Below are 21,227 nucleotides of genomic sequence, written 5' to 3' on the forward strand. Positions count from 1 at the left end.
AGCATTACCATGAAATATTTCATTCTTCCTTCGATAGGTCTGCTGGCAGCTGGTTTGATGCTGTCCTGCGGCGGTAGTCATGATAAAACCGGTACTAATGCAGCACAGGTTGCCAGTGAGATTCAATCGGCTGAAAAGGCGCATACGCCAGGTGCTATCGCTACTAGTGCCAGTGGCTATTACATGAAGGCCAAACTGGACAGCAAAGACTGGAGTGCAGCGGAAATGCTGCCGGTAGCGGGTACAGACAGAGTATTGGGTAAAAACAATGGTGAATCTATCAGTATTCCCGTAGATACGCGGCAGTTAAAGTCGGGTGCTGTTATTTCCTTTGGGGAAGGAAATGCCGTTGATCTCTCCACAAACGATGATGTAGGGATATGGGCCGGAAAAAGCGGTGAGATGACCATAACAAAAATGGACAAGGACTGGATAGAAGGAACTTTTCACTTTACGGCCACCAGTAGCCGTTCTTCGCGGCAGCTGGCCGTAACGGATGGCGTTTTCCGGGTAGCCATGCCCGCCTCCGGAAACGAATAGGGATTAGCCAGGTAACCTATCTTGATAAAAAATAGTAAAAAATCGCATCACCGCTGAAGTGCACAATGGCAGTGGGTCTTTTTTTGAAAATAGTAAAATATCGCAGGGGTGGCTGGCAACGTTAGTGAATTTGAATAGCTTTGTATGAGAAGTTGTAATCCCCAATTTCCGCCCCTGCTATGGTACTCACAACTGAAGCATTGCCTGCACTGCCTCTCCGAGATTTTATCAGTAGTTATTGCCTTCGGGAAATAGATACTAATGGTACAGACCTGGTAAAAGCGATCCATGCTATTGATCAGTCATTTATGACCTTCTGGATATCTAAAACCCCTTTATTGTATACTACCGGTAAGGGAGTAGAAAACCTTAATATTAAAGAGCGGCAACTGCTTTGTATTCCCAGCAGGTTTCAGGGATACCAGACCTACAACGGCCGTTACAGCTTTTTCTCTGTTAATCTTAAAGCGAACGGTTTCTACCGGATTTTTAATGTGCCGATGCAGTTACTGAGTGATTCCGTCGTAAATAGTGACGATGTAATAGGGAAGGAGGTGAGTTTCCTGCAGGAGCAATTGGAAGAGTCTGCTAATCTCCAGGAGATGAAAGCTGCTGCGGATGCATTTTTCCTTAGCAAGCTCATTCGTAATACAACTTCCGGGACTGGTGACCGCATTACGGCGGCTGCACTGGCTATCAATGCCAGCCCGGAATCCTTGAATGTCAGGCAGCTGGCTTCCAGCGTAAATATGAGTCTCCGCGCCCTGGAACAGCATTTCCTGGCCCAGGTAGGCATGCCGCCCAAGTTGTATGCCAGGGTCTCCCGGTTTATGAGGGCTATGGGTATGAAGATGTCTGATGCGAATATCCACTGGACCACCATCGCCCATTCCTGTGGTTATTTCGACCAGATGCACCTGGTCAAAGACTTTAAAGCCTTTACCGGACAATCTCCCCGGGCCTTCATGCAAGGCTCTCCCCCGCCAGCAGAACTTTTCGGCCCTGTTTTAGAATAATTCCCACTGCCATTAAATAGCAGTCCTTACCGCTAACTTTCATAGTAGCAAAAAAATAATATGTATTTTTTGTTACGCCAAATCCGTGTGCCGGGTTACATTCGTATTTATTATGCCAACGTTCTGATCTGTTGGTTTACTCATCATATTGAAGCCATATTTACTTTAGCGTACTATTAACCGTTATATAATTTAATTTTTTAACCTATGCACAACACAACGATTGCCCAAAGGGTAAGCCATGTCCTTTTATTGTCTGCATGCGTGCTGACGACCGCTTTTGCCAAAGCTGGCCAGCCGGAACCTACTTACCTCCAAAAAGTAAGCTCTCCACAGGGCCAGACAGTCATTTCCTATAATAGCGACCGCACCATCAATAAGCTGGTGGTATTGCACAAAGGCGAGAATGCCGACTATCAGGAGGTGATTGTACCAGTTTACGAGAACGGCCATATTGTTAAAACGCTTTCCGGCGATGATCCTGGCGCAGCTCCTGCTGACCTGAACACCACCCTGGAATATAACGAAGCCGGCAAGGTGACGAAGATCAGCTATTACCGCTCCAACGACGTATATGCCTGGGATTCACTGGCGTATAATCAGTCCGGACAGCTCACTACCCGCTACCTGTACACGAAGCAGGCGGGAAAAAACACCTGGGAAAACAGCGGTTACCAAACCTGGACCTGGGAGAACGGCAACGTAACCCGCCAGGAGAATTTCGGAAAACAGCCAGGGTACTCGAAGTTTATCGCGCTTTCAGCTATCAGTTACCGTTATGACAACAAAAATAACCCACAGCAGCAGGCAGACCTGGCCTGGCTGACAGACTTCCGTCCGGCTCAGTTTTCTGCCAACAATGTGGTCGCTGAAACCCTTACCAGTATGAACGCTTCCAGGGCTGTTACCAACACCTTTGTATACACGTATAATGCAGGTAAATTCCCGGTAAAGGCTACCCAAACTTCAGATATCGATCCGGTAACTGTTAAAATGGAGTGGACAAGGTTGTAATAACCCGGACAATAACTTAACTTTACAACAATATTTAGAGTAATTGTTTCGTTGTCTATGAGCATTCAGACGCTTTTCGGAGTTTTATTTCTTTTAGGTGGGATTTTTCAGGCTTTTACAGTCATTCTGATCTATCAGGGTCATAAACATTATATCCTTCGGTTCATGAATAAGAAAGTGGCCATGGTTATATATTCACTTATTGCCCTGTTTTTGTTTTTTCTGGCTTATATTAATCTGGTATAATTAAAATTTTTGTTGAACTTGTATGAAGCGACTTATCGTACTCGCACTGATGTTGTTGGCAGGGGGCACTTTGTTTGCCCAGCAATCTTTTCTTGAGAACCAGAAAATGTATCCTAAAGTAGGAGAAGCATACCGTCAGAAAGAAGAATTGCTTAGAAAGGAATTTGAAAAGAAAGGACTGGCCTATCCGGCCAGGTATATTTTTATTCGCTCTTTCAAGCTCGACAGTGAAATGGAAATCTGGGTGAAAAACAATCCCCAGGACACTTTCCGCCTGTTCAAATCCTACAGGGTATGTACCTTGTCCGGAAAAATGGGGCCTAAAAGAAAAGAAGGCGACCGTCAGGTACCGGAAGGGTTCTACTATATTAATGATTTCAACCCCAACAGCAACTACCATCTGTCGCTGGGTATAAATTATCCTAACTTTTCAGACCGTATCCTGAGCGATCAGAAACAGCCTGGAAAAGAAATCTATATCCATGGTAACTGTATTACCGTTGGATGTATCCCGTTAACAGACGAGTTCATCGACGAAGTATACATCCTCGCGGTAAACGCCAAGAATGCCGGCCAGGACTTTATTCCTGTTCACGTATTCCCGGTGAAGTTCAGCAATAACCGCTCTGTTGAGTACCTGGGCAATTTCCCGGTAGGCGATTCCATCAGCCGTCCTTTCTGGGCCAATCTCAAATCGGCCTACGAATATTTTGAACAGCACCACAAATTGCCGGTAGTAATGATCGACGACAAAGGAAAATACATTATGTAAGTATTGTATTAAGATAATATTTAAGAAAAGGTCTGGCTTTTTGCCGGACCTTTTCGCTTTTATAACCAAATACATGCGTTTATCAATCATAATTTGGATTTTAAAATATTTTTTTCAAACTTACCAGTCGGTCAAATCAATATTTACTTATGCACAGAAGAGACGCAATAAGGAATGTGGCGATTTTGTTGGGGACTGCCATTTCCGCTTCCACGTTATCAGCCTTAGAAGGTTGTACAGGCTCCGCTCCTAAAAATTATGATCTCACCAAGCCACAAACGAAAAACATGGTGGCTGAGGTCGCGGAAACCATCATTCCTACCACCGACACACCAGGCGCTAAAGCCGGTAAGGTAGATGAATTCATCATCACCATGATGAACGATTGTTACAAGAAAGAAGATCAGGCACTGTTCCTGGAAGGGTTGACTAAAATCGACGAAGCCAGCAACAAGAAATTCAAAAAAGCATTTCTTGACCTGACTCCTGAACAACGCACCGAAGTACTTACCGATATCGATAAGGAACGCGTTGCCTACAATAAGGACAAGAAGAAAGATGACAAAGCACACTACTTCCAGTTTATGAAAGAACTGACGCTGCTGGGCTATTTCACCTCTGAGCCTGGTGCTACCAAAGCACTGCGTTATGTTGCCGTTCCTGGTCACTACGATGGCTGTATCCCTTACAAAAAAGGTGACAAAGCCTGGGCTACCTGATCCTGATTTATTTAGGAATCTTATGCTGACTTTCAGTATGGTCGGGTTCTGACCACTGAACTTTCCTGTCTTCTTAAATTGTCGAAAATGAACTTAAATACAAAAGCACAGGCTCAGAATACATATGATGCTATTGTGATCGGTTCCGGTGTGAGCGGTGGCTGGGCTGCCAAAGAGCTGACCGAAAAAGGACTAAAGGTATTAATGCTGGATCGTGGTAAACAACTGGAACATGTGAAAGACTACGAAACCGCTACCAAAGATCCGTGGGAATTCCCTCACCGTGGCCGCCTGACAGTTGATCAGCGCGAAACACATCCTAAGCTGAGCCGCGATTATCCATATAGTGAGCACAACGAAAAATACTGGATCAACGATTCCCAGTCGCCATACAATGAAGTAAAACGCTTTGACTGGTACCGTCCGGATATCGTTGGTGGTAAATCGATCATGTGGGGCCGCCAGTCGTACCGCTGGAGTGATCTCGATTTCGAAGCCAACCTGAAAGACGGCATCGCCGTTGACTGGCCTATCCGTTACAAAGATCTCGCACCATGGTATGATTATGTAGAGAAATTTGCCGGTATCAGCGGTACCCGCGAAGGACTGCCTCAGCTCCCTGATGGCCAGTTCATGCCAGCAATGCCAATGAACTGCGTTGAGCTGGACGTTAAAAAAAGCATTGAAAACAAATATAAAGGCCGTATCCTGACAATGGGTCGTGTGGCAAACATCACCGAACCACTGCCAGGCCGCGAAAAATGCCAGTTCCGTAACCTCTGCAGCCGTGGCTGTCCGTTCGGTGCATACTTTAGCACCCAGTCATCCACACTGCCGGCAGCAATGGCTACGGGTAACCTGACACTTCGCCCTGACTCCATCGTTAACTCCATCATCTATGATGAGAAACTGGGTAAGGCAACAGGTGTACGTGTTATCGACAAGCATTCCAAAGACATGGTGGAATACTACGCTAAAATCATCTTCGTAAATGGATCTACCTTAGGTACCACTTTCGTACTGATGAACTCTACCTCCAACCGCTTCCAGAACGGTTTAGGTAATGATAGCGGCGTATTGGGTAAATACCTCATGGACCACCACTTCCGCACAGGTGCTTCCGGTACTGCTGAAGGCTACGATGATAAATACTTCTACGGTCGCCGTGCAAACGGTATCTATATTCCTCGTTACCGCAACGTAGGCAGCGATAAACGTGACTACCTCCGTGGCTTCGGCTACCAGGGTGGCGCTAGTCGTGGTTCCCTGTGGAGCAAAGGTATCGCTGAAATGGGCGTAGGTAAAGACTTCAAGGATTCACTGGTTGAACCAGGTACCTGGTCCATGGGATTAGGTGGCTTCGGAGAATGCTTACCTTATGAAGATAACATGGTAACGCTCGACCACTCTGTGAAAGATGCATGGGGCCAGCCAGTGCTGAAGTTCGATGTTGAATTCAAAGAGAATGAAAAGAAAATGCGCGTAGATATGATGAACGATGCTGCCGAAATGCTCGAAGCTGCCGGTATGAAAAACATCAAAACCTACGACAACGGCTCCTGGCCAGGTATGGCGATCCATGAAATGGGTACCGCTCGTATGGGCCGCGATCCTAAAACTTCCATTCTCAACGGAAACAACCAGCTCCATGCTGTGCCTAACGTCTTCGTAACAGACGGCGCCAGCATGACATCTGCTGCATGCGTGAACCCTTCTCTGACTTACATGGCCATGACTGCACGCGCAGCCGATTTCGCCGTGAAAGAACTGAAGAAAGGTAATCTCTGATTGATCTGACCATCATATTAATCACAGGGCCGACTGGAAGTAGCAAAGCGACTGTTTCACTCCATAAAACGTAGTGGCATTCCCGTTAGCAGCTTTTAGCCGGCCTTTTTAATGCTGTTATTAATGAACCTGAATATAAAAGCTCAGAAAGAAAATACCTACGACGCCATCGTTGTAGGCTCCGGCATCAGTGGCGGCTGGGCAGCAAAAGAGCTCAGTGAGAAAGGCCTCAAAACATTGGTACTCGAAAGAGGTCGCAATGTGGAGCATATCAAGGATTACACTACTGCAATGATGGCTCCGTGGGAGTTTAAACATCACCTGCAACATACCAACGAGATGCGTGAAAAGCATCCTATCCAGAGCCAGTGCTATGCCTTTGATGAAGGTACACAGCAGTTCTGGGTAAACGATCTGGAAAATCCCTACAACCAGGTGAAGCCGTTTAACTGGCTCCGTGGCTACCATGTTGGTGGCCGCTCACTCATGTGGGGCCGCCAGGTATACCGCTGGAGCGATCTCGATTTTGAAGCCAATGCAAAAGACGGTCATGGTGTAGACTGGCCTATCCGTTATAAAGATATTGCACCATGGTATGAGTATGTAGAACGCTATATCGGTGTGAGCGGACAGGCAGAAGGCCTCCCGCAGCTGCCGGATGGTATCTTCATGCCGGCAATGGATATGAACTGCCTGGAGAAAGACGTGGCAGCTCGTATCAAACAACACTTCACCGATCGTATCATGACCATCGGCCGTGTGGCACACGTAACACAGAAACATCACGACAGAGGTCCCTGCCAGTCAAGAAACCTTTGTGCACGCGGATGTCCGTTTACAGGCTATTTCAGCAGCAACGGCGTAACACTGCCTGCAGCAGCAGCTACCGGTAATATGACCTTACGCCCTGATTCTATCGTGCTGGAAGTACTCTATGATAAGGATACATCCAAAGCAACCGGCGTCAGAATCATGGATGCCCATACCAAACAGACCATCGAGTATTATGCTAAAATCATCTTCCTCAATGGTTCTACACTGGGTACCACCTCCATCATGCTCAACTCCGTTTCCGACCGCTTCCCTAACGGTTTCGGTAACGACAGCGGTCAGCTGGGCCATAACCTGATGGACCATCATTTCGGTGTCGGCGCATATGGTGATACAGAGGACTTCCAGGACCAGTACTACAACGCTGGCCGTCGCCCTAACGGTATCTATATTCCACGCTTCCGTAACGTGAACGCAGCAACGGCACAGAAAGATTATGTGCGTGGCTTCGGTTACCAGGGCGGTGCAGGCAGAGGTAGAGGAACCGGCTTTGATGGCATCGGCGTTGAACTGAAAGAAGCACAGAGCATTCCTGGCAAATGGAGCATGGGCATTGGTTCATGGGGTGAACATCTGCCTTACTTTGAAAATAAAGTATCGCTCAATAAAGAGAAGAAAGATAAGTACGGACTGCCAACCCTCGACATCGACTGCGAATTCAAAGAGAATGAAAAAGCGATGAGGAAGGATATGCAGCAAAGTGCTGTTGAAATGCTGGAAGCTGCCGGTCTGAAAAATGTAGGCAGTTATGATGGTGCTCCACCTCCGGGCCACTGTATCCATGAAATGGGTACTGCCCGCATGGGACGCGATCCGAAAACTTCTGTGCTCAATGGTTTCAACCAGGTACATGCTGCGCAGAACGTATTCGTAACTGATGGCGCATGTATGGCTTCTTCTTCCTGCGTGAACCCGTCTATTACCTATATGGCGCTCACCGCACGCGCATGCGATCATGCCGTGTCTGAACTGAAGAAAGGTAATATCTGATAATCATCTTTATAAAAGAAGACGGGTCTCTGTAAAATAGAGGCCCGTTTTTTTATGTCCGTAGTTATCAATTTATATAGCGCGCCTCAACTTGTCAGGCTGTTCAAATTGCTTGCTGATCCGCTGTGGAATGGGTATATTAGATGATTGTATTATTGTCACATGTTATCCCGTAAATATTATGAAAAGAAAAAAACTAGGTTTTACCCTGAACATATTCTTTATAGGCTTTGGCTTTTTTCGATTGATTAACATGCAGGAAAGTGATCTGCTCTGGAAAAAAATTGCAGTAGTAACAGGTTTGATGATCTTCCTGGGGCTGGCGGTTATGGGGTTAATGCAGAGAAAGCAGGCAGTATAACAGGTGCTATCTTCTTATAAAAAAATAGCGGGAGCAAAATTGTTCCCGCTATTTTTTTATTTATCTTTTCCCTGAGTTCAAAAAAATGTATTTTGTACCCTTAATCAAACCGTCAGTTAAATAAATATCAGAACAATGAAAAAGGTGATACTGAGTGGGATGCTCGCATTATCCTGCTGGATGGGCCAGGGCGCAATGGCGCAAGGCAAACATTCCTTTGAGTTAAGTAAAACGGATTTTCTGCTGGATGGCAAACCATTTCAGATTATCAGTGGTGAAATGCATCCGGCCCGTATCCCGCATGAATACTGGCGTCACCGCATTCAGATGGCGAAAGCAATGGGGTGTAATACAATAGCAGCCTATGTTTTCTGGAACTATCATGAAACGGAGAAAGGAAAATTTGACTTCTCTACTACCAATCATAACATCGCGGAATTTATTAAAATAGCGCAGCAGGAAGGGATGTGGGTGATGCTCAGACCAGGCCCTTATGTTTGTGCAGAATGGGAATTTGGTGGCTTGCCATCCTATCTCCTGCAAACGCCGGATATCAAAGTACGTTGTTCCGATCCGCGTTACCTGGAAAATGTACAACGCTATGTAGATGCATTGTCTGCTGAAATCAAACCTTTGCTGGTAACCAATGGCGGCCCTGTCGTAATGGTGCAGGTAGAAAATGAATATGGCAGCTATGGCAACGATAAACAATATTTATATGCCTTGAAAGATATGTGGGTGAAAAACGGTATCAACGTACCTTTTTATACCGCTGACGGACCTACGCCGTTTATGCTGGAAGCAGGCGGAGTGCCGGGAGCAGCCATAGGACTGGATTCTGGTGGCTCTGAGGCTGATTTCGAACAGGCAAAGAAACAAAACCCAAATGTACCTTCCTTCAGTAGTGAATCCTATCCTGGCTGGCTGACACATTGGGGTGAGCAATGGCAACGCCCGGGCACCGAAGGCATCGCCAAAGAGGTGAAATTCCTGATGGATACCAAACGCTCATTCAACCTCTATGTTATCCACGGTGGTACCAACTTCGGTTATATGGCCGGCGCCAACTCAGGCGGTAAAGGCGGTTATGAACCCGATGTTACCAGCTACGATTACGACGCGCCTATCAACGAACAGGGAGATACTACCGCCAAATATATGGCACTGCGCAACCTGATTGGTTCCTATCTTCCTAAAGGAAAAAAATTACCTGCCATCCCTAAGGCTATTCCAACTACTACCTTTGCTGCTGTTACATTGCAGCCAATGACTACCGTATGGGATCAGCTGCCGGAGCCGGTACATACACCGCAGCCGGTGCCTTTCGAGGCTTTAGGGCAGGATTATGGCTTCATGGTTTATAAAACCAAACTGATTGGTCATAAGAGCGGTAAACTCACTATTAAAGACCTGCACGACTATGCAACAGTTTTCCTCAATGGTAAATTCGTAGGTAAGCTGGACCGCAGGTTGGGAGAGAAGACCATCGACCTGCCTAAGTCGGATGTACAAGACCCTATATTGGAAATCCTGGTAGAAGGCATGGGCCGTATCAATTTCGCCGAGGCGATGATCGACCGCAAAGGTATTACCGACAGGGTAGTGCTCAACGGCATGACCCTCATGCAATGGGAGCAATACAAACTACCTATGAATGAGCAGTTTATTCAGCAGCTGCAGCCAAAACATGGCGGCAACGACAGCAGAGAAGGTAAGTTCTTTAAAGCCAGCTTCGAACTGCCGGCAGCAAATGATACCTATATCGATATGTCAGCCTTTAAAAAAGGTATTGTATGGGTAAATGGTCATAACCTCGGCCGTTACTGGGAAATCGGGCCTCAAAAGCACCTGTATTGCCCTGCTTCCTGGCTGAAGAAAGGCAGCAACGACATCGTTGTGTTTGACCTGTTACAGCAGGAACCGGCGAGTGTGCAGGGTGTGCGTACACTGGAATAATAATAGCTTAAAATAGTAGGAAACCTGCATTCGAAAGGAGGCAGGTTTTTCTTTTTTATCAAAGACTTGAAATTGATATGTATCGTGATCCTTTTGTAAAGTATAGCGTTATAATAATTAGATATTAATATTCATTTGTATATCTTGCTTCATACAAATATTTAAATGATGGGATTGCTAGATTTCTTCAGGAATAAAAAAGCAAATATTAAGATCAGCGAATCTGCTGATACAAGTGAAAGAGCTGCAGCTATAGCTACCCAACTGGAAGATCTTGGGTACTTCAAATATGCAGCTGCTGGTAATTTGCAACAGCTGAAATCTGAAATAGGCAAAGAGTTGGTGGACAAGCATTTTTTAAGTTTCGTTACAATGGAGGAATCTCCCTACACGCCCTTAGATCCCAGGCACTTTTCCCTCGATGGGGAGGATTTATTTGAACAAGGTGGGATCACGAATGCTTTAAAAGAAATGCAGCCATTATTTAAGCAGATGAATATTTCTATGGAAATAACTGCTCATGTGGAAGAATGTGATTCCAGCAACCAAGGGCTCAATCACGAAATAACCATTAACGGGAAGGCATATACTATATTTCATGAATTCGTTGAAGGGTACGGTTGGGATCAGGCAGGCCAGCGATTTGCGGACATGATAAACGATCAGTTGCAGCTGCAGGGTTCTGATGAGCGCATTTACCTCATTTCAGGCGGCAACGACGGAAGAGCCGTTTTTTTAACGGAACAGCAGTTTAATCTGCTGGATTCCCTTATCACCGATTTATATGAAAAACCATTGAAGGTCGCGGATTGGTGTGCCCTGATGAAGGTGGAACGGGTGTCTGTAATGTGAAAACGAGCGTAAAGACCAACAATTAGCTATACGACGGGCCCGAAAACTCCACGAGCAACATAACGGGAGCCAGGATTTTGCAAAACAATGTCCATGCACAACCGTGTATCTACTGGTAGAAGAACTGAATAAGTATCTCAAATAACTTCTAATAGCTAGTTTCTGCCCGGGCCTGCTGCTTTTATTTCTCACCAAAATTGCTTATCTTAGGTAAGAGTCGGTTTTTCATTTCTTAACTTCAAAAGGCTTACCATGGGAAAAGTTCGTAACATCCTGGAAGCCAAGGGTCTTGCGGTTTACTCCATACGCCCGGATAATACAGTATTAGAAGGTATTCAGATGCTCGTCGATCGTAACGTAGGGGCACTGACAGTGGTAGACCACAACGGCAACTTCCTTGGTATTTTCTCCGAACGCGATTATGCCCGTCGTGTCATTCTTAAAGGAAGGGCATCTAAAGACACGCTTATCAGCGAAATCATGACCGAAAACCCAATTACGGTCACTCCTGACAATTCAATTGAAGACTGTATGGTAATGATGACTGAAAAACACATCCGTCATCTCCCGGTTGTAGACAATCAACACCAACTGATCGGACTTATCTCTATTGGCGACGTAGTAAAGTATATCATCGACGACCAGAAACACATCATCTCCAGCCTCGAACTCTACATCAGCGGTAGTCATTCCTGAATTTCCACCAAACAAAAATTACTTTTCCGAAAAGACACATTGCTGGCTAAAAATACCGCGATCATACACTTATCCGGAGCTTTCACGTTAGCGGCCATTTCAGGCCGGGTAGCATAAAGCCAACTTTTTTCCAGCTCACTTTTCCACAAAAGAAAAGGGTTGGTTGCTCATCTGAACAGCCAACCCTTTTGTTATTGGTGAAGGAGAAAGAATCAACCAGCGCGTTTAGACTCAGCACTGGTGCCTGTTTGCCGGTCACGGGCGGCTTTAATGGTGTTACTACCGAATTTATAGCTGAAGTAGATTCCAAATTGTTTATACTGCCAGGTATTGTCGATACTCATATTCAGGTTCTGATACTTTGCCACACCCTGGAACACCTGGTTGCGCAACAGGTTGTTGGCATTCAGCTTAATGGTGGCACGCTTATCCCAGAAGGCTTTCTGAATACCCACATTCATATTATACTGTGGCTTACCGGTGAAAATCCCAAAAATGAATGGTGATTGATAATAGCCAGTCACTTCTATTTTGTAGTCCTTAGGTAAGGTAAAGGTCTGGGTAGTATTAAAGTCATAGTTCCAGTTACTCCTGGTTTCCAGCGGTCCTGTTCCGGCCTGTACCAGGTAGGAAGTATATCCGAAGTTACCGTTGTTATCCATATGCCACCATTTGGTTACGTCCACAGGTACTGTAGCAGCCAGGTGCACGAAGTCGGCATGCGGATAGTTAAGGTCCGTGCTGAGCGTGGTTTTCGTACTGTCGTTCTGCTTCAGGAACTCTTCAATGATATTTTTGATTCTGCTATAACCAAGGGTGAAGATGTATTTGTCTTTCAACACATAGGAGAACTCAAGGTTATTGGTGTACTGTGGCTTCAGGAAAGGATTTCCCTGGCGGAATGTATACCTGTCCAGGTACCAGAGGAATGGATTCAGCTGGCCATAGTCCGGGCGATCGATTCTCCTGGTAAAGGCTAAGCTGATTTTATTTTTATCATTGAGTTTTTGTTCAATATTAATGTTCGGGAAGAAGTTCAGGTAGTTATTTTCCACTACACTATCCATGGTGTGAGAATAGCCATGGGAGCGGGTATATTCAAATCTTCCGCCAACGGTGAAACTGGTTTTCTGGATCGTCTTTTTATAACTGCCGTAAGCTGCGTACACATCTTCCTGGTAATCAAATTCATCACTCTGCGTGAAGGCGCGTACATATTTGCCCTGTAATAAAGAGTCATACAACATCTTGTTATTGGTCGTTACAAAAGATGCCTTCACACCGGTTTCCAGCTTGCCCTGTTTGCCCAGTGGCCATACCAGGTCAGCTTTCAGACTCTTAATGGTAATATTTGTTTTTGTATTGTTCTGAATGCCGTTCATGTTGTGGAACTGCCCGGTATGATTATCTAACATACTATCGTTCAGTAACATATGACGGCGGTTGGTGAAGGTCGCATAATCCGCATCTACACTGATTTCCTTGCCGCTGGTATCCAGTACCCCTTTATAGTTGAGGTTTACAGAATAGTTATCGAAATTATTGTTGTTTTTTGTCATGGAGCTCAGGGTAGAATCCGGTGGCATATTAGGTCTGTAGAGCTTCGTGGTGGTAGGTATCTCTGATCTGAAAGCGTTGTTGTAGCCATTAAAGAGAACGCCTACTGTATGCTTTTCGGTCAGGAAATAGTCCAGCCCAACTTTGTAGCTGTTGTCATCGAATCTGTTGCGCTGGGTAATATCCTGGCGGAGTGCAGATGCGCCGGTACTGTCTTCAAAGGTGCGGTGGAAAACGCGGTCTACGTGGTTCCTGTAACGGCCAAGGTTTCCATTGCCATAGAGGTTGAATTTCTCTGTACGCCAGTTGAAATTCGCGCCAACATTCCCGGAAGGATAATAGGCCTGGGTATAGGTACCATTAACGCTACCATTTATCCCGGTCAGTTTTCCTTTTTTTGTTTTTATGTTGATGATACCCCCATTACCGGCAGCATCATACTTAGCCGGAGGAGTAGTCATTAGTTCGATTTGTGCGATATTCTCTGCCGGTGTGGTTTTCAACAGGTTGGTAAGTTGCTCGCCGGAAAGATAGGTGAGCTTACCATCTATCATTACCTGTACTGATTTACCTTGCAGGATAACGTTTTCGTTATTGTCCAGGTGTACACCAGGAGCTCTTTTAATCAGGTCCAGTGCGGTGTTGCCGGCAGCGGTGGGGCTGCTCTCCACGTTGAGGACTGTTTTGCCAGGTTCGTGTTCAATAAATGGTTTCTGTGCAGTAACATTTACGGTCTGTAATGTCTTATTGAGCGGGGCAAGGGAGATACTGTCTATATTGATGCTTTTATGGGCAGCATCTATGGTAAAGGCTTGGGAAAGAAAGGTATTATAGCCCATCTGGGAGGCCTGGATATAATAGGATCCATTGGCAACTTCGGAGAAATTGCAGGCGCCTGTTTCGGTGCTTAATTCACCTTTAATAAGGGAAGAATCTTTAGAATTACGTAAAAGGACGTTTGCGAATGGTAATGGTTTCCCTTTGTTGTCGCTGATCTTAACTGATATTTTTCCGTTTCTGGCTGCTGACTGCTGAGCATACGAAGCCACCATCAGGAACATTAGCATTCCCAACGCTATCATGAACTTTTTCATACTATCGAGGTAATTATTTGTCTCTTAGCAAAAACTTGGGCGCAACGCCCACTATTATTTAATCTCTTTTGTAAAAATTTCTGGTAACAATACCTGCAGACCTTTTACTGCGGTTTCCGTTCTAAGATGAGTGATATTGTCTGGGTGGGTCGACTTGGTTTCCTTGGTACTACTAGCACTTATCAAACAAAAGGGAACAACATCCGGGGCAGTCGCTGACCGGTGGCCTGACAAATAATTGCCCCAGCATGCCACGGTCAGCAACCCAGCGAAGAACATACTATATAAAAAAACAACCTTTTTCATACCTGCATTTTTCTAAAGACGTACAGGCATGAAAAAAGTTGCACAAGGGGTTAAAAATATTATCAGGTAGATAAAATTATTTCTTCCACAGACGTTGAATCGTTGCAGGAGAACGCTGTTCCAACAGAATCGGATGTCCGTTACTGAGTTCTTCCAGCAATCCGTCCTGGTAATACCTGACAGTCAGCAGTTCCAGCCCTTCGTTATAATTGATTTTAAAATCGTTGTGCAAGGTTTTTATCAGGAGCTCTATCTTTTCCGGGTTGTTATCGATACAGCAGGAGAAGCTGATGGCGCCATTCTGCATCAGGTTGATCTTGATTTTCAATCCGTGGAAGATCTCATAAATGCCACTGATCTTCGCTTCTGTGATGAAGGAATAATCTTTGGAAGTTATATGTAGCAACACCTGATTTTTTTTCAGGACAATAAGCGGCGGTAGCTGGCGTACATCTGCCACTTCACGGATAACGGTACCTGGCAGGTTTTTGTCCAGGAAGCATTTCACATACAGCGGTATCTGCTTGTTCTGTAATGGTTTAATGGTTTTTGGGTGGATAACCTGTGCACCATAAAACGCCATTTCAATTACCTCGCCATAGGTGATTTCAGGAATATTAACTGTATTCGGGAAGATTTTAGGGTCGGCATTTTTAAGGCCTTCCACATCCTTCCAGATGGTCTGGCTTTCTGCGTCCAGCATGTTGGCAAATACGGCGGCAGAGTAATCACTGCCTTCACGGCCAAGGGTCACGCTTTCGTTCTGGTCAGTACTGCCGATGAAACCCTGTGCTACCACAATGCTGGCAGTATTGAACAGCGGGAGTACCCTTTCTGTCACCTGGCGCTGGGTAACGTCCCAGTCGATATTGGCATCTCTGAAGTTATCGTCGGTACGGAAAACGTCTCTTACGTCCAGCCAGTGGTTACGGATGCCTACTGTATTGAAATAGGCACTCACGATGGCAGTACTGAGTAACTCACCCAGACTAACCAGCTGGTCATAATAGTAATCATAATTACGCATAGGTTTTTCACCCAATGTCCACTCCGCCTCAGTGAAAAACTGTTGCAGCTGGGTAAACAGCGGGTTGTCGCGGGTGCCAAGCAGCTCCTCTGCTACCTGCATATGGTAGCGCTCGAGGTTAAACAGCAGCTGTGCAGCTATTTCCCGCTTGCGAAGAAAGAAGTTCTGTGCCACCTTCTCCAGCTCATTCGTGGTTTTACCCATCGCTGAAATTACGATCAGCAGTTTATCCTCAGGGAAAGACTGTACGATCTGCCCTACCTGGCGAATACGTTCAACACTTTCTAAACTTGCGCCTCCGAACTTGAAAACCTTCATATGATAGTTTGTCTTCTTTAAAAAAATTGTTTGGCAAAGTACGGCAAGTTTAGAATTGTTTTAAAATCTGTTTACAGTAAAATGACATTTTTATTAAAATAACTGATTTGGCGTAATTTTGCAGGAGAACATCATCGTTAGCGTTATGAATCACAAGCAAAGAGTAATGACTCTGGATGAATTTACCATCCAGGAATTACGCAATTATCCTGGTGCAACCGGGCAGCTGTCCGGACTTTTACGTGATATTGGTCTCGCGGCCAAAAGAGTCAATGTGGAAGTAAACAAAGCTGGGATCGCCGATATCCTCGGCGAAGCAGGAAAAACCAACGTTCAGGGCGAATCTGTTAAGAAACTGGACGAATTTGCAAATGACCAGTTCATCGCCTCTCTTCAAAGCAGTATCTATTGCTGCGGCGTCGCTTCTGAAGAAAATGAAAACTTCATCGCATTCACCGATGAACATTCCATGAAATCAAAATATGTAGTATTGATGGACCCGCTGGATGGTTCCAGCAATATCGACGTGAATGTATCCATCGGTACTATTTTCTCCGTTTACCGTCGTTTATCGCCGGAAGGAGAGGAGTGTAACCTGGAAGACTTCCTGCAGCCAGGTACCCAGCAGATCGCAGCCGGTTATATCATCTATGGTTCTTCTACCATGATGGTGTACGCCACCCGCAGAAGCGTACAGGGCTTCACCCTGGACCCATCCATCGGGGAGTTCTGCCTGTCGCACCCTAACCTGAAATGCCCGCCGGACAGCGATATCTTCTCTGTAAACATTGGATATTACCATCTCTACGAAAAAAACATACGCGAATCAATAGACCATTTTATGGCGAGGAATGAGAACGACCGCATTTACCGTCACCGCTTCGTAGGTTGTATGGTAGCGGAAATCCATCGTACGCTGATCCAGGGAGGTATATTTATGTATCCGGCATTTGGGAAATATTCATCCGGCCGCCTGCGCCTCTGTTATGAGTGTAACCCTATGTCATTCCTCGTGGAAAAGGCTGGTGGCGTAGCAATGGCCAATGGTCGCCAACGCCTGCTGGAACTGAAGCCAGTACAGCTGCACCAACGCGTTCCTATCTTCATCGGTTCTAAAGATATGATGGAAACCTGGAAGGATATCGTCAACAAACACTAATCATCTTTACAGATAAAAATGAAACGGTCTATACTTAGTATAGGCCGTTTTTCGTTATTAATACCACAATTTGCAGAAATTTTTCAGCGGAAGTCTAAAAAATAAACCTTGGCACAATTTTTAAGTCAGTGTTATATACATTAATCATTTTTTATTATTAACCATTATTACTTTATGTACGTATTGAAAAGCCGCCGCATCCTAACCTTTCTGGTAGTCATCTTCAGCGCTCTCCAGGTGAGTGCAGGTTGTAAAACTACGGCACGTCACGAAGGCGGCGACGCTAGCGGTACCATGGCAGAGCAAATCCTGTATTACACTAACAAGTTCAGAGCGTCAAAAGGATTGAAACCACTCCAGCTGGATCCATTATGCAGCCAGCAGGCCTTACAGCACAGCCGTGATATGGCGGATGGCAGCACCGGTTTCGGACACGAAGGCTTTGAAGACAGGGTCGCGTTCATTTCCAAGAAAATGGGCAGAGTAGGAGCAGCAGCAGAAAATGTGGCCTACGGTACCCTCGACGCACAACAGGTTGTACAAGGCTGGATCGATAGCCCCGGACACCGTAAAAACATGCTGGGCGACTATAACCTCATCGGCATCGGCGCCGCTAAAGGTAATGGCCGCATTACTTTCTTTACACAGGTATTTATTAAGCACTAATCTATAACTGCTTGAAAAAACAAAAAGGCTGATCTCTATAGCTTAGAGATCGGCCTTTTTTTGATTATTTATTTATAATTTGGCACCATGGAAAATAGGAAGATCATCGAGGTGACTAACCTGGTGAAGAATTACGGAGAGTTTACCGCTGTAAAAGGAATCAGCTTTGACGTGTATGAAGGTGAAATCTTCGGGCTGCTGGGTCCCAACGGTGCAGGAAAATCAACTACACTGGAAATCATTGAAACACTCCGCGAAAAATCTGGCGGAACGGTTAATGTTGGCGGATATGATCTCGACAAAAATCCAAATGAAATAAAAAAAATTATTGGCGTACAGCTGCAAAGCTCCGGCTATTATCCCGGACTTACCCTCGTGGAACTGATTGAAATGTTCGGCGGACTGTACAATCAACCGGTAGAACCACTGAAATTACTGGCCATGTTCAACCTGGAAGATAAAGCCAAAGCAAAATACAAGGAGTTGTCCGGTGGACAGAAACAAAGGTTTTCCATCGCTACCACGCTGATCAACAAACCAAGGATCATCTTCCTGGATGAACCTACCACCGGCCTCGATCCGCAGGCCCGCCGCAGTCTCTGGGACCTTATCCTCGAAGTACGCGCACAGGGAACCACCGTTGTCATTACCACGCATTACATGGATGAAGCCGAATTCCTCTGCGACCGCTGCGCCATCGTAGACGCAGGCGAAATCATCGCACTGGATTCCCCTGATGGCCTCATCGATAAACTCGTTTCCCAGGGCTTTGAAAGAAAGAAAGAAGTGAAAAAGGCCAACCTGGAAGACGTATTTATTCATATGACCGGAAAAGAACTCAGAGAAGACTAAATACCATCCGTCAATGGAAGCGCTTAAATACCCCATCGGGCGATTTCAGTCTCAGGCCAGCTATACGCAGGAAGAAGTGAAACGCTTTGTAAATGATATCAGACGCCTGCCCGCTCTGCTGGAGATGACCGTGCAAAATCTTGATCAGGCACAGCTGAACACACCATACCGCCCGGAAGGCTGGACGGTTACACAATTGGTGCACCATGTGGCCGACAGCCATATGAACGCCTATATCCGCCTGAAACTGACGCTGACAGAAGATAAGCCTACTATAAAACCATACGAGGAAGCCGAATGGGCCAAACTGCCCGACACAGCAGCGAATCCCATTAATGTTTCGCTTACCCTGCTGCACGCACTGCATCGCCGCTGGGTATCCATCTTCGATAATATGGAACCGGAACAGTGGGAACGCTCCTTTATCCATCCTGCTACAGGAGAAGAAATAAATCTTAAAAAACTCGCTGCCCTCTATTCATGGCATGGTATGCACCACCTGACGCATATCAGGAAACTGAAAGAACGCATGAACTGGCAGTAAAACATACGACAGGCAATGAATAACATGGAATGGAAAATCGTTTCTTCAGAGTATCTGCATAGAGACCACTGGCTGACAGCAAGAAAAGATACCTGCCTCACACCCGATGGCAAAACAGTTTCTCCCTATTATGTGCTGGAATACAGTGACTGGGTAAATGGACTGGCATTCACAGAAGATGGCCAGGCTATCATGATACGCCAGTACAGGCACGGCCTCGGACGTACCCTCATCGAGATTCCCGCAGGCACCATGGATGATACCGATCCTGACCCGAAATTCGCCATGGAAAGAGAATTACTGGAAGAAACAGGCTATGCCTTTAAAGAGATTATCTCCCTGGGAAGTGTTTCTGCAAACCCCGGTTCTACCAATAATCTTACCCATATGTTTCTGGCTACCGGCGGCGTAAAGGTGAAAGAACAACAGCTGGATGATAATGAGGAAATAGAAATAGTGCTGATGTCTGTTGAGGAATTGCAGCAACTGATCAGAGATAACCAGCTGCTGCAAAGCTTACACGTTACTTGTGTAATGTATGCTTTATTACATCTTGGTCGTATGGAGATGAAATAGCTTTATCGGTTATAAGGCATCTGCCACTATAAAACAACTACCACATACCAATATCATATCATCGGGCTGCGCATGTTGTTTAGCTGCCTGCAATGCAAGCTGAACAGTCGAAAAAGGTTTTCCTTCCAGGCCATGCGCAGCTGCCATTTCTGTCAGCGCAACCTCGTCCAGTGCACGTGGAATCTGTGCCTTACTAAAGTAGTAACTCGCATTGGATGGAAATAAAGGCAATACTTTATCTACTTCTTTATCTTTTACAAAACCGGTAACGATATGCAGATGTGTATAGGTCATATGCCTTAACTGCTGCATGATTTCAGTAATCCCGGCTTCGTTATGCCCTACATCATAAACCGTTAATGGATGTTCGTTTACGACTTCCCAGCGGCCACGGAGTCCGGTCAGTTTTTTCACGTGTGATAAAGCGGTGGTGATATGCTCCTGTGTGATGTTCCAGCCTTTCTCCTGCATAATACCAGCAACCGTCAGCACACCCATTACATTCTTTTCCTGGTATTGCCCGTTGAGGTCCAGTTTGTAATGATGGGTCTGGTTCTGACGTATATTCAGTAATGTTAGTTCGAGATGTGTATTGGTAATATTGGTACCTGTGGCAGAACCCATCCAGCGTTCATCTGCAAAGGCCAGCGGCGCCTGCACGGCGGCGGCTTTTTCAATGAATACCTCTTTGGTTTCTATTTGTCTTTCGCTGATCACGGCCGGTATACCTGGTTTGATGATGCCTGCCTTTTCGCCTGCTATCAGGGCAAGTGTATCTCCCAGCAGATTTTTATGATCATAGCTGATATTGGTGATAAGGGAAACTTCCGGTGTGATAACGTTGGTGCTGTCTATCCGGCCGCCCAGTCCCACTTCTATGATGGCGATATCTACCTGCTCCTGTGCAAAGTACTCAAAGGCCATTGCCACGGTCAGTTCAAAAAAAGACGGTTGAATCGCTGCAATCTGCGGCTTCATCTTCTCAGTAAAATCAACCACGAAATCTTCGCTGATCATTTTACCATCTATCTTAATTCTTTCTCTGAAATCGAGCAGGTGGGGAGAAGTATATAAGCCTGTTTTGTAGCCGGCCTGCTGGAAAATCGCTGCCAGCATATGACTGGAGCTGCCTTTGCCATTGGTGCCGGCTACGTGTATAGACTTGAACCGCTGATGCGGATTGTTGATGATATTAAGAAGTGCTATTGTGTTGTCCAGGTCTTTCTTGAAGGCGCTTTCTCCCAGTTTGGTAAACATGGGCAGCTGTGCAAAAAGAAAGTCCAGTGTCTCCTGATATTTTTGCATGGTATTACATTCTTCTGAGCGAAGATAGATATTCCTGCAATT

The 21,227-nt window shown here is 45.6% G+C and carries 20 protein-coding genes and 1 pseudogene; 17 read left to right on the plus strand and 4 right to left on the minus strand.

Annotated elements, in window-relative coordinates; translation table 11 throughout:
• Window positions 1–9 precede the first annotated feature (9 nt).
• The 12 genes and pseudogenes from F3J22_RS12370 to F3J22_RS12420 all read left to right on the plus strand — a co-directional run bounded on the left by F3J22_RS12370 (window position 10) and on the right by F3J22_RS12420 (window position 11,781).
• Window positions 10–540, plus strand: coding sequence for a DUF6252 family protein (locus F3J22_RS12370; RefSeq protein ID WP_167017545.1), 531 nt, complete (start codon window positions 10–12; stop codon window positions 538–540).
• A 179-nt stretch (window positions 541–719) separates the two neighbouring features.
• Window positions 720–1,556, plus strand: a complete 837-nt coding sequence (locus F3J22_RS12375) for an AraC family transcriptional regulator (protein WP_167017547.1) — start codon at window positions 720–722, stop codon at window positions 1,554–1,556.
• A 207-nt stretch (window positions 1,557–1,763) separates the two neighbouring features.
• Window positions 1,764–2,570 carry a hypothetical protein gene (locus tag F3J22_RS12380; protein ID WP_167017549.1) on the plus strand — a complete coding sequence of 269 codons (807 nt, stop codon included), beginning with the start codon at window positions 1,764–1,766 and terminating at the stop codon, window positions 2,568–2,570.
• Window positions 2,571–2,838: 268 nt separating this feature from the next.
• The gene (locus tag F3J22_RS12385; protein ID WP_167017551.1) at window positions 2,839–3,588 is read left to right on the plus strand and encodes a murein L,D-transpeptidase family protein; all 750 of its coding nucleotides are present in this window, start codon (window positions 2,839–2,841) and stop codon (window positions 3,586–3,588) included.
• A gap of 149 nt (window positions 3,589–3,737) precedes the next feature.
• Window positions 3,738–4,307 carry a gluconate 2-dehydrogenase subunit 3 family protein gene (locus F3J22_RS12390; protein ID WP_167017553.1) on the plus strand — a complete coding sequence of 190 codons (570 nt, stop codon included), beginning with the start codon at window positions 3,738–3,740 and terminating at the stop codon, window positions 4,305–4,307.
• An 87-nt stretch (window positions 4,308–4,394) separates the two neighbouring features.
• The gene (locus F3J22_RS12395) at window positions 4,395–6,095 is read left to right on the plus strand and encodes a GMC oxidoreductase (RefSeq protein WP_167017555.1); all 1,701 of its coding nucleotides are present in this window, start codon (window positions 4,395–4,397) and stop codon (window positions 6,093–6,095) included.
• Between the two features lie 123 nt (window positions 6,096–6,218).
• Window positions 6,219–7,916 (plus strand): GMC oxidoreductase, encoded by a 1,698-nt coding sequence (locus tag F3J22_RS12400; protein ID WP_167017557.1) that lies wholly within the window; start codon window positions 6,219–6,221, stop codon window positions 7,914–7,916.
• A 181-nt stretch (window positions 7,917–8,097) separates the two neighbouring features.
• Window positions 8,098–8,277, plus strand: a complete 180-nt coding sequence (locus F3J22_RS12405; RefSeq protein WP_167017559.1) for a hypothetical protein — start codon at window positions 8,098–8,100, stop codon at window positions 8,275–8,277.
• 135 nt (window positions 8,278–8,412) lie between these two features.
• Window positions 8,413–10,233 (plus strand): beta-galactosidase family protein, encoded by a 1,821-nt coding sequence (locus F3J22_RS12410; protein ID WP_167017561.1) that lies wholly within the window; start codon window positions 8,413–8,415, stop codon window positions 10,231–10,233.
• Window positions 10,234–10,401: 168 nt separating this feature from the next.
• Window positions 10,402–11,085 carry a hypothetical protein gene (locus F3J22_RS12415; RefSeq protein ID WP_167017563.1) on the plus strand — a complete coding sequence of 228 codons (684 nt, stop codon included), beginning with the start codon at window positions 10,402–10,404 and terminating at the stop codon, window positions 11,083–11,085.
• A 25-nt stretch (window positions 11,086–11,110) separates the two neighbouring features.
• Window positions 11,111–11,230, plus strand: a pseudogene (locus F3J22_RS30845) (hypothetical protein); the annotation flags it as partial.
• Window positions 11,231–11,337: 107 nt separating this feature from the next.
• Window positions 11,338–11,781 (plus strand): CBS domain-containing protein, encoded by a 444-nt coding sequence (locus F3J22_RS12420; RefSeq protein ID WP_167017565.1) that lies wholly within the window; start codon window positions 11,338–11,340, stop codon window positions 11,779–11,781.
• Window positions 11,782–11,993: 212 nt separating this feature from the next.
• Here the strand turns inward: F3J22_RS12420 and F3J22_RS12425 are convergent, their stop codons facing one another.
• From F3J22_RS12425 to F3J22_RS12435, 3 genes are all read right to left on the minus strand, one after another.
• On the minus strand, window positions 11,994–14,432 hold the full coding sequence (locus tag F3J22_RS12425; RefSeq protein WP_167017567.1) for an outer membrane beta-barrel protein: 2,439 nt from the start codon (window positions 14,430–14,432) through the stop codon (window positions 11,994–11,996).
• A gap of 54 nt (window positions 14,433–14,486) precedes the next feature.
• Window positions 14,487–14,738 carry a hypothetical protein gene (locus tag F3J22_RS12430; protein ID WP_167017569.1) on the minus strand — a complete coding sequence of 84 codons (252 nt, stop codon included), beginning with the start codon at window positions 14,736–14,738 and terminating at the stop codon, window positions 14,487–14,489.
• Between the two features lie 76 nt (window positions 14,739–14,814).
• A complete protein-coding gene (locus tag F3J22_RS12435; RefSeq protein ID WP_167017571.1) occupies window positions 14,815–16,083 on the minus strand; it encodes an aspartate kinase in 1,269 nt (422 codons plus the stop codon).
• Window positions 16,084–16,228: 145 nt separating this feature from the next.
• On the opposite strand from F3J22_RS12435, the gene fbp reads away from it, so the two are divergent.
• From fbp to F3J22_RS12460, 5 genes are all read left to right on the plus strand, one after another.
• Window positions 16,229–17,242: a class 1 fructose-bisphosphatase gene (gene fbp, locus F3J22_RS12440; protein ID WP_167017573.1), complete on the plus strand. Its 1,014-nt coding sequence runs from the start codon at window positions 16,229–16,231 to the stop codon at window positions 17,240–17,242.
• Window positions 17,243–17,416: 174 nt separating this feature from the next.
• Window positions 17,417–17,908 (plus strand): CAP domain-containing protein, encoded by a 492-nt coding sequence (locus F3J22_RS12445; protein ID WP_205195196.1) that lies wholly within the window; start codon window positions 17,417–17,419, stop codon window positions 17,906–17,908.
• Window positions 17,909–17,995: 87 nt separating this feature from the next.
• On the plus strand, window positions 17,996–18,760 hold the full coding sequence (locus F3J22_RS12450) for an ABC transporter ATP-binding protein (protein WP_167017575.1): 765 nt from the start codon (window positions 17,996–17,998) through the stop codon (window positions 18,758–18,760).
• Window positions 18,761–18,773: 13 nt separating this feature from the next.
• A complete protein-coding gene (locus F3J22_RS12455) occupies window positions 18,774–19,304 on the plus strand; it encodes a YfiT family bacillithiol transferase (protein WP_167017577.1) in 531 nt (176 codons plus the stop codon).
• 15 nt (window positions 19,305–19,319) lie between these two features.
• Window positions 19,320–19,880 carry an NUDIX hydrolase gene (locus F3J22_RS12460; RefSeq protein WP_167017579.1) on the plus strand — a complete coding sequence of 187 codons (561 nt, stop codon included), beginning with the start codon at window positions 19,320–19,322 and terminating at the stop codon, window positions 19,878–19,880.
• A 9-nt stretch (window positions 19,881–19,889) separates the two neighbouring features.
• On the opposite strand, the gene F3J22_RS12465 is transcribed toward F3J22_RS12460, so the two are convergent.
• Window positions 19,890–21,185 carry a folylpolyglutamate synthase/dihydrofolate synthase family protein gene (locus tag F3J22_RS12465; RefSeq protein ID WP_167017581.1) on the minus strand — a complete coding sequence of 432 codons (1,296 nt, stop codon included), beginning with the start codon at window positions 21,183–21,185 and terminating at the stop codon, window positions 19,890–19,892.
• Between the last annotated feature and the right edge of the window lie 42 nt (window positions 21,186–21,227).

The organism is Chitinophaga sp. Cy-1792, assembly GCF_011752935.1.
Lineage (GTDB): Bacteria > Bacteroidota > Bacteroidia > Chitinophagales > Chitinophagaceae > Chitinophaga.

Excerpts from the sequence above, each read along its gene's own strand:
- F3J22_RS12370 (WP_167017545.1), top strand. The coding sequence starts at position 10 with ATGAAATATTTCATTCTTCCTTCGATAGGTCTGCTGGCAGCTGGTTTG.
- F3J22_RS12375 (WP_167017547.1), top strand. The coding sequence starts at position 720 with ATGGTACTCACAACTGAAGCATTGCCTGCACTGCCTCTCCGAGATTTT.
- F3J22_RS12380 (WP_167017549.1), top strand. The coding sequence starts at position 1,764 with ATGCACAACACAACGATTGCCCAAAGGGTAAGCCATGTCCTTTTATTG.
- F3J22_RS12385 (WP_167017551.1), top strand. The coding sequence starts at position 2,839 with ATGAAGCGACTTATCGTACTCGCACTGATGTTGTTGGCAGGGGGCACT.
- F3J22_RS12390 (WP_167017553.1), top strand. The coding sequence starts at position 3,738 with ATGCACAGAAGAGACGCAATAAGGAATGTGGCGATTTTGTTGGGGACT.
- F3J22_RS12395 (WP_167017555.1), top strand. The coding sequence starts at position 4,395 with ATGAACTTAAATACAAAAGCACAGGCTCAGAATACATATGATGCTATT.
- F3J22_RS12400 (WP_167017557.1), top strand. The coding sequence starts at position 6,219 with ATGAACCTGAATATAAAAGCTCAGAAAGAAAATACCTACGACGCCATC.
- F3J22_RS12405 (WP_167017559.1), top strand. The coding sequence starts at position 8,098 with ATGAAAAGAAAAAAACTAGGTTTTACCCTGAACATATTCTTTATAGGC.
- F3J22_RS12410 (WP_167017561.1), top strand. The coding sequence starts at position 8,413 with ATGAAAAAGGTGATACTGAGTGGGATGCTCGCATTATCCTGCTGGATG.
- F3J22_RS12415 (WP_167017563.1), top strand. The coding sequence starts at position 10,402 with ATGGGATTGCTAGATTTCTTCAGGAATAAAAAAGCAAATATTAAGATC.
- F3J22_RS12420 (WP_167017565.1), top strand. The coding sequence starts at position 11,338 with ATGGGAAAAGTTCGTAACATCCTGGAAGCCAAGGGTCTTGCGGTTTAC.
- F3J22_RS12425 (WP_167017567.1), bottom strand. The coding sequence starts at position 14,432 with ATGAAAAAGTTCATGATAGCGTTGGGAATGCTAATGTTCCTGATGGTG.
- F3J22_RS12430 (WP_167017569.1), bottom strand. The coding sequence starts at position 14,738 with ATGAAAAAGGTTGTTTTTTTATATAGTATGTTCTTCGCTGGGTTGCTG.
- F3J22_RS12435 (WP_167017571.1), bottom strand. The coding sequence starts at position 16,083 with ATGAAGGTTTTCAAGTTCGGAGGCGCAAGTTTAGAAAGTGTTGAACGT.
- fbp (WP_167017573.1), top strand. The coding sequence starts at position 16,229 with ATGAATCACAAGCAAAGAGTAATGACTCTGGATGAATTTACCATCCAG.
- F3J22_RS12445 (WP_205195196.1), top strand. The coding sequence starts at position 17,417 with ATGTACGTATTGAAAAGCCGCCGCATCCTAACCTTTCTGGTAGTCATC.
- F3J22_RS12450 (WP_167017575.1), top strand. The coding sequence starts at position 17,996 with ATGGAAAATAGGAAGATCATCGAGGTGACTAACCTGGTGAAGAATTAC.
- F3J22_RS12455 (WP_167017577.1), top strand. The coding sequence starts at position 18,774 with ATGGAAGCGCTTAAATACCCCATCGGGCGATTTCAGTCTCAGGCCAGC.
- F3J22_RS12460 (WP_167017579.1), top strand. The coding sequence starts at position 19,320 with ATGAATAACATGGAATGGAAAATCGTTTCTTCAGAGTATCTGCATAGA.
- F3J22_RS12465 (WP_167017581.1), bottom strand. The coding sequence starts at position 21,185 with ATGCAAAAATATCAGGAGACACTGGACTTTCTTTTTGCACAGCTGCCC.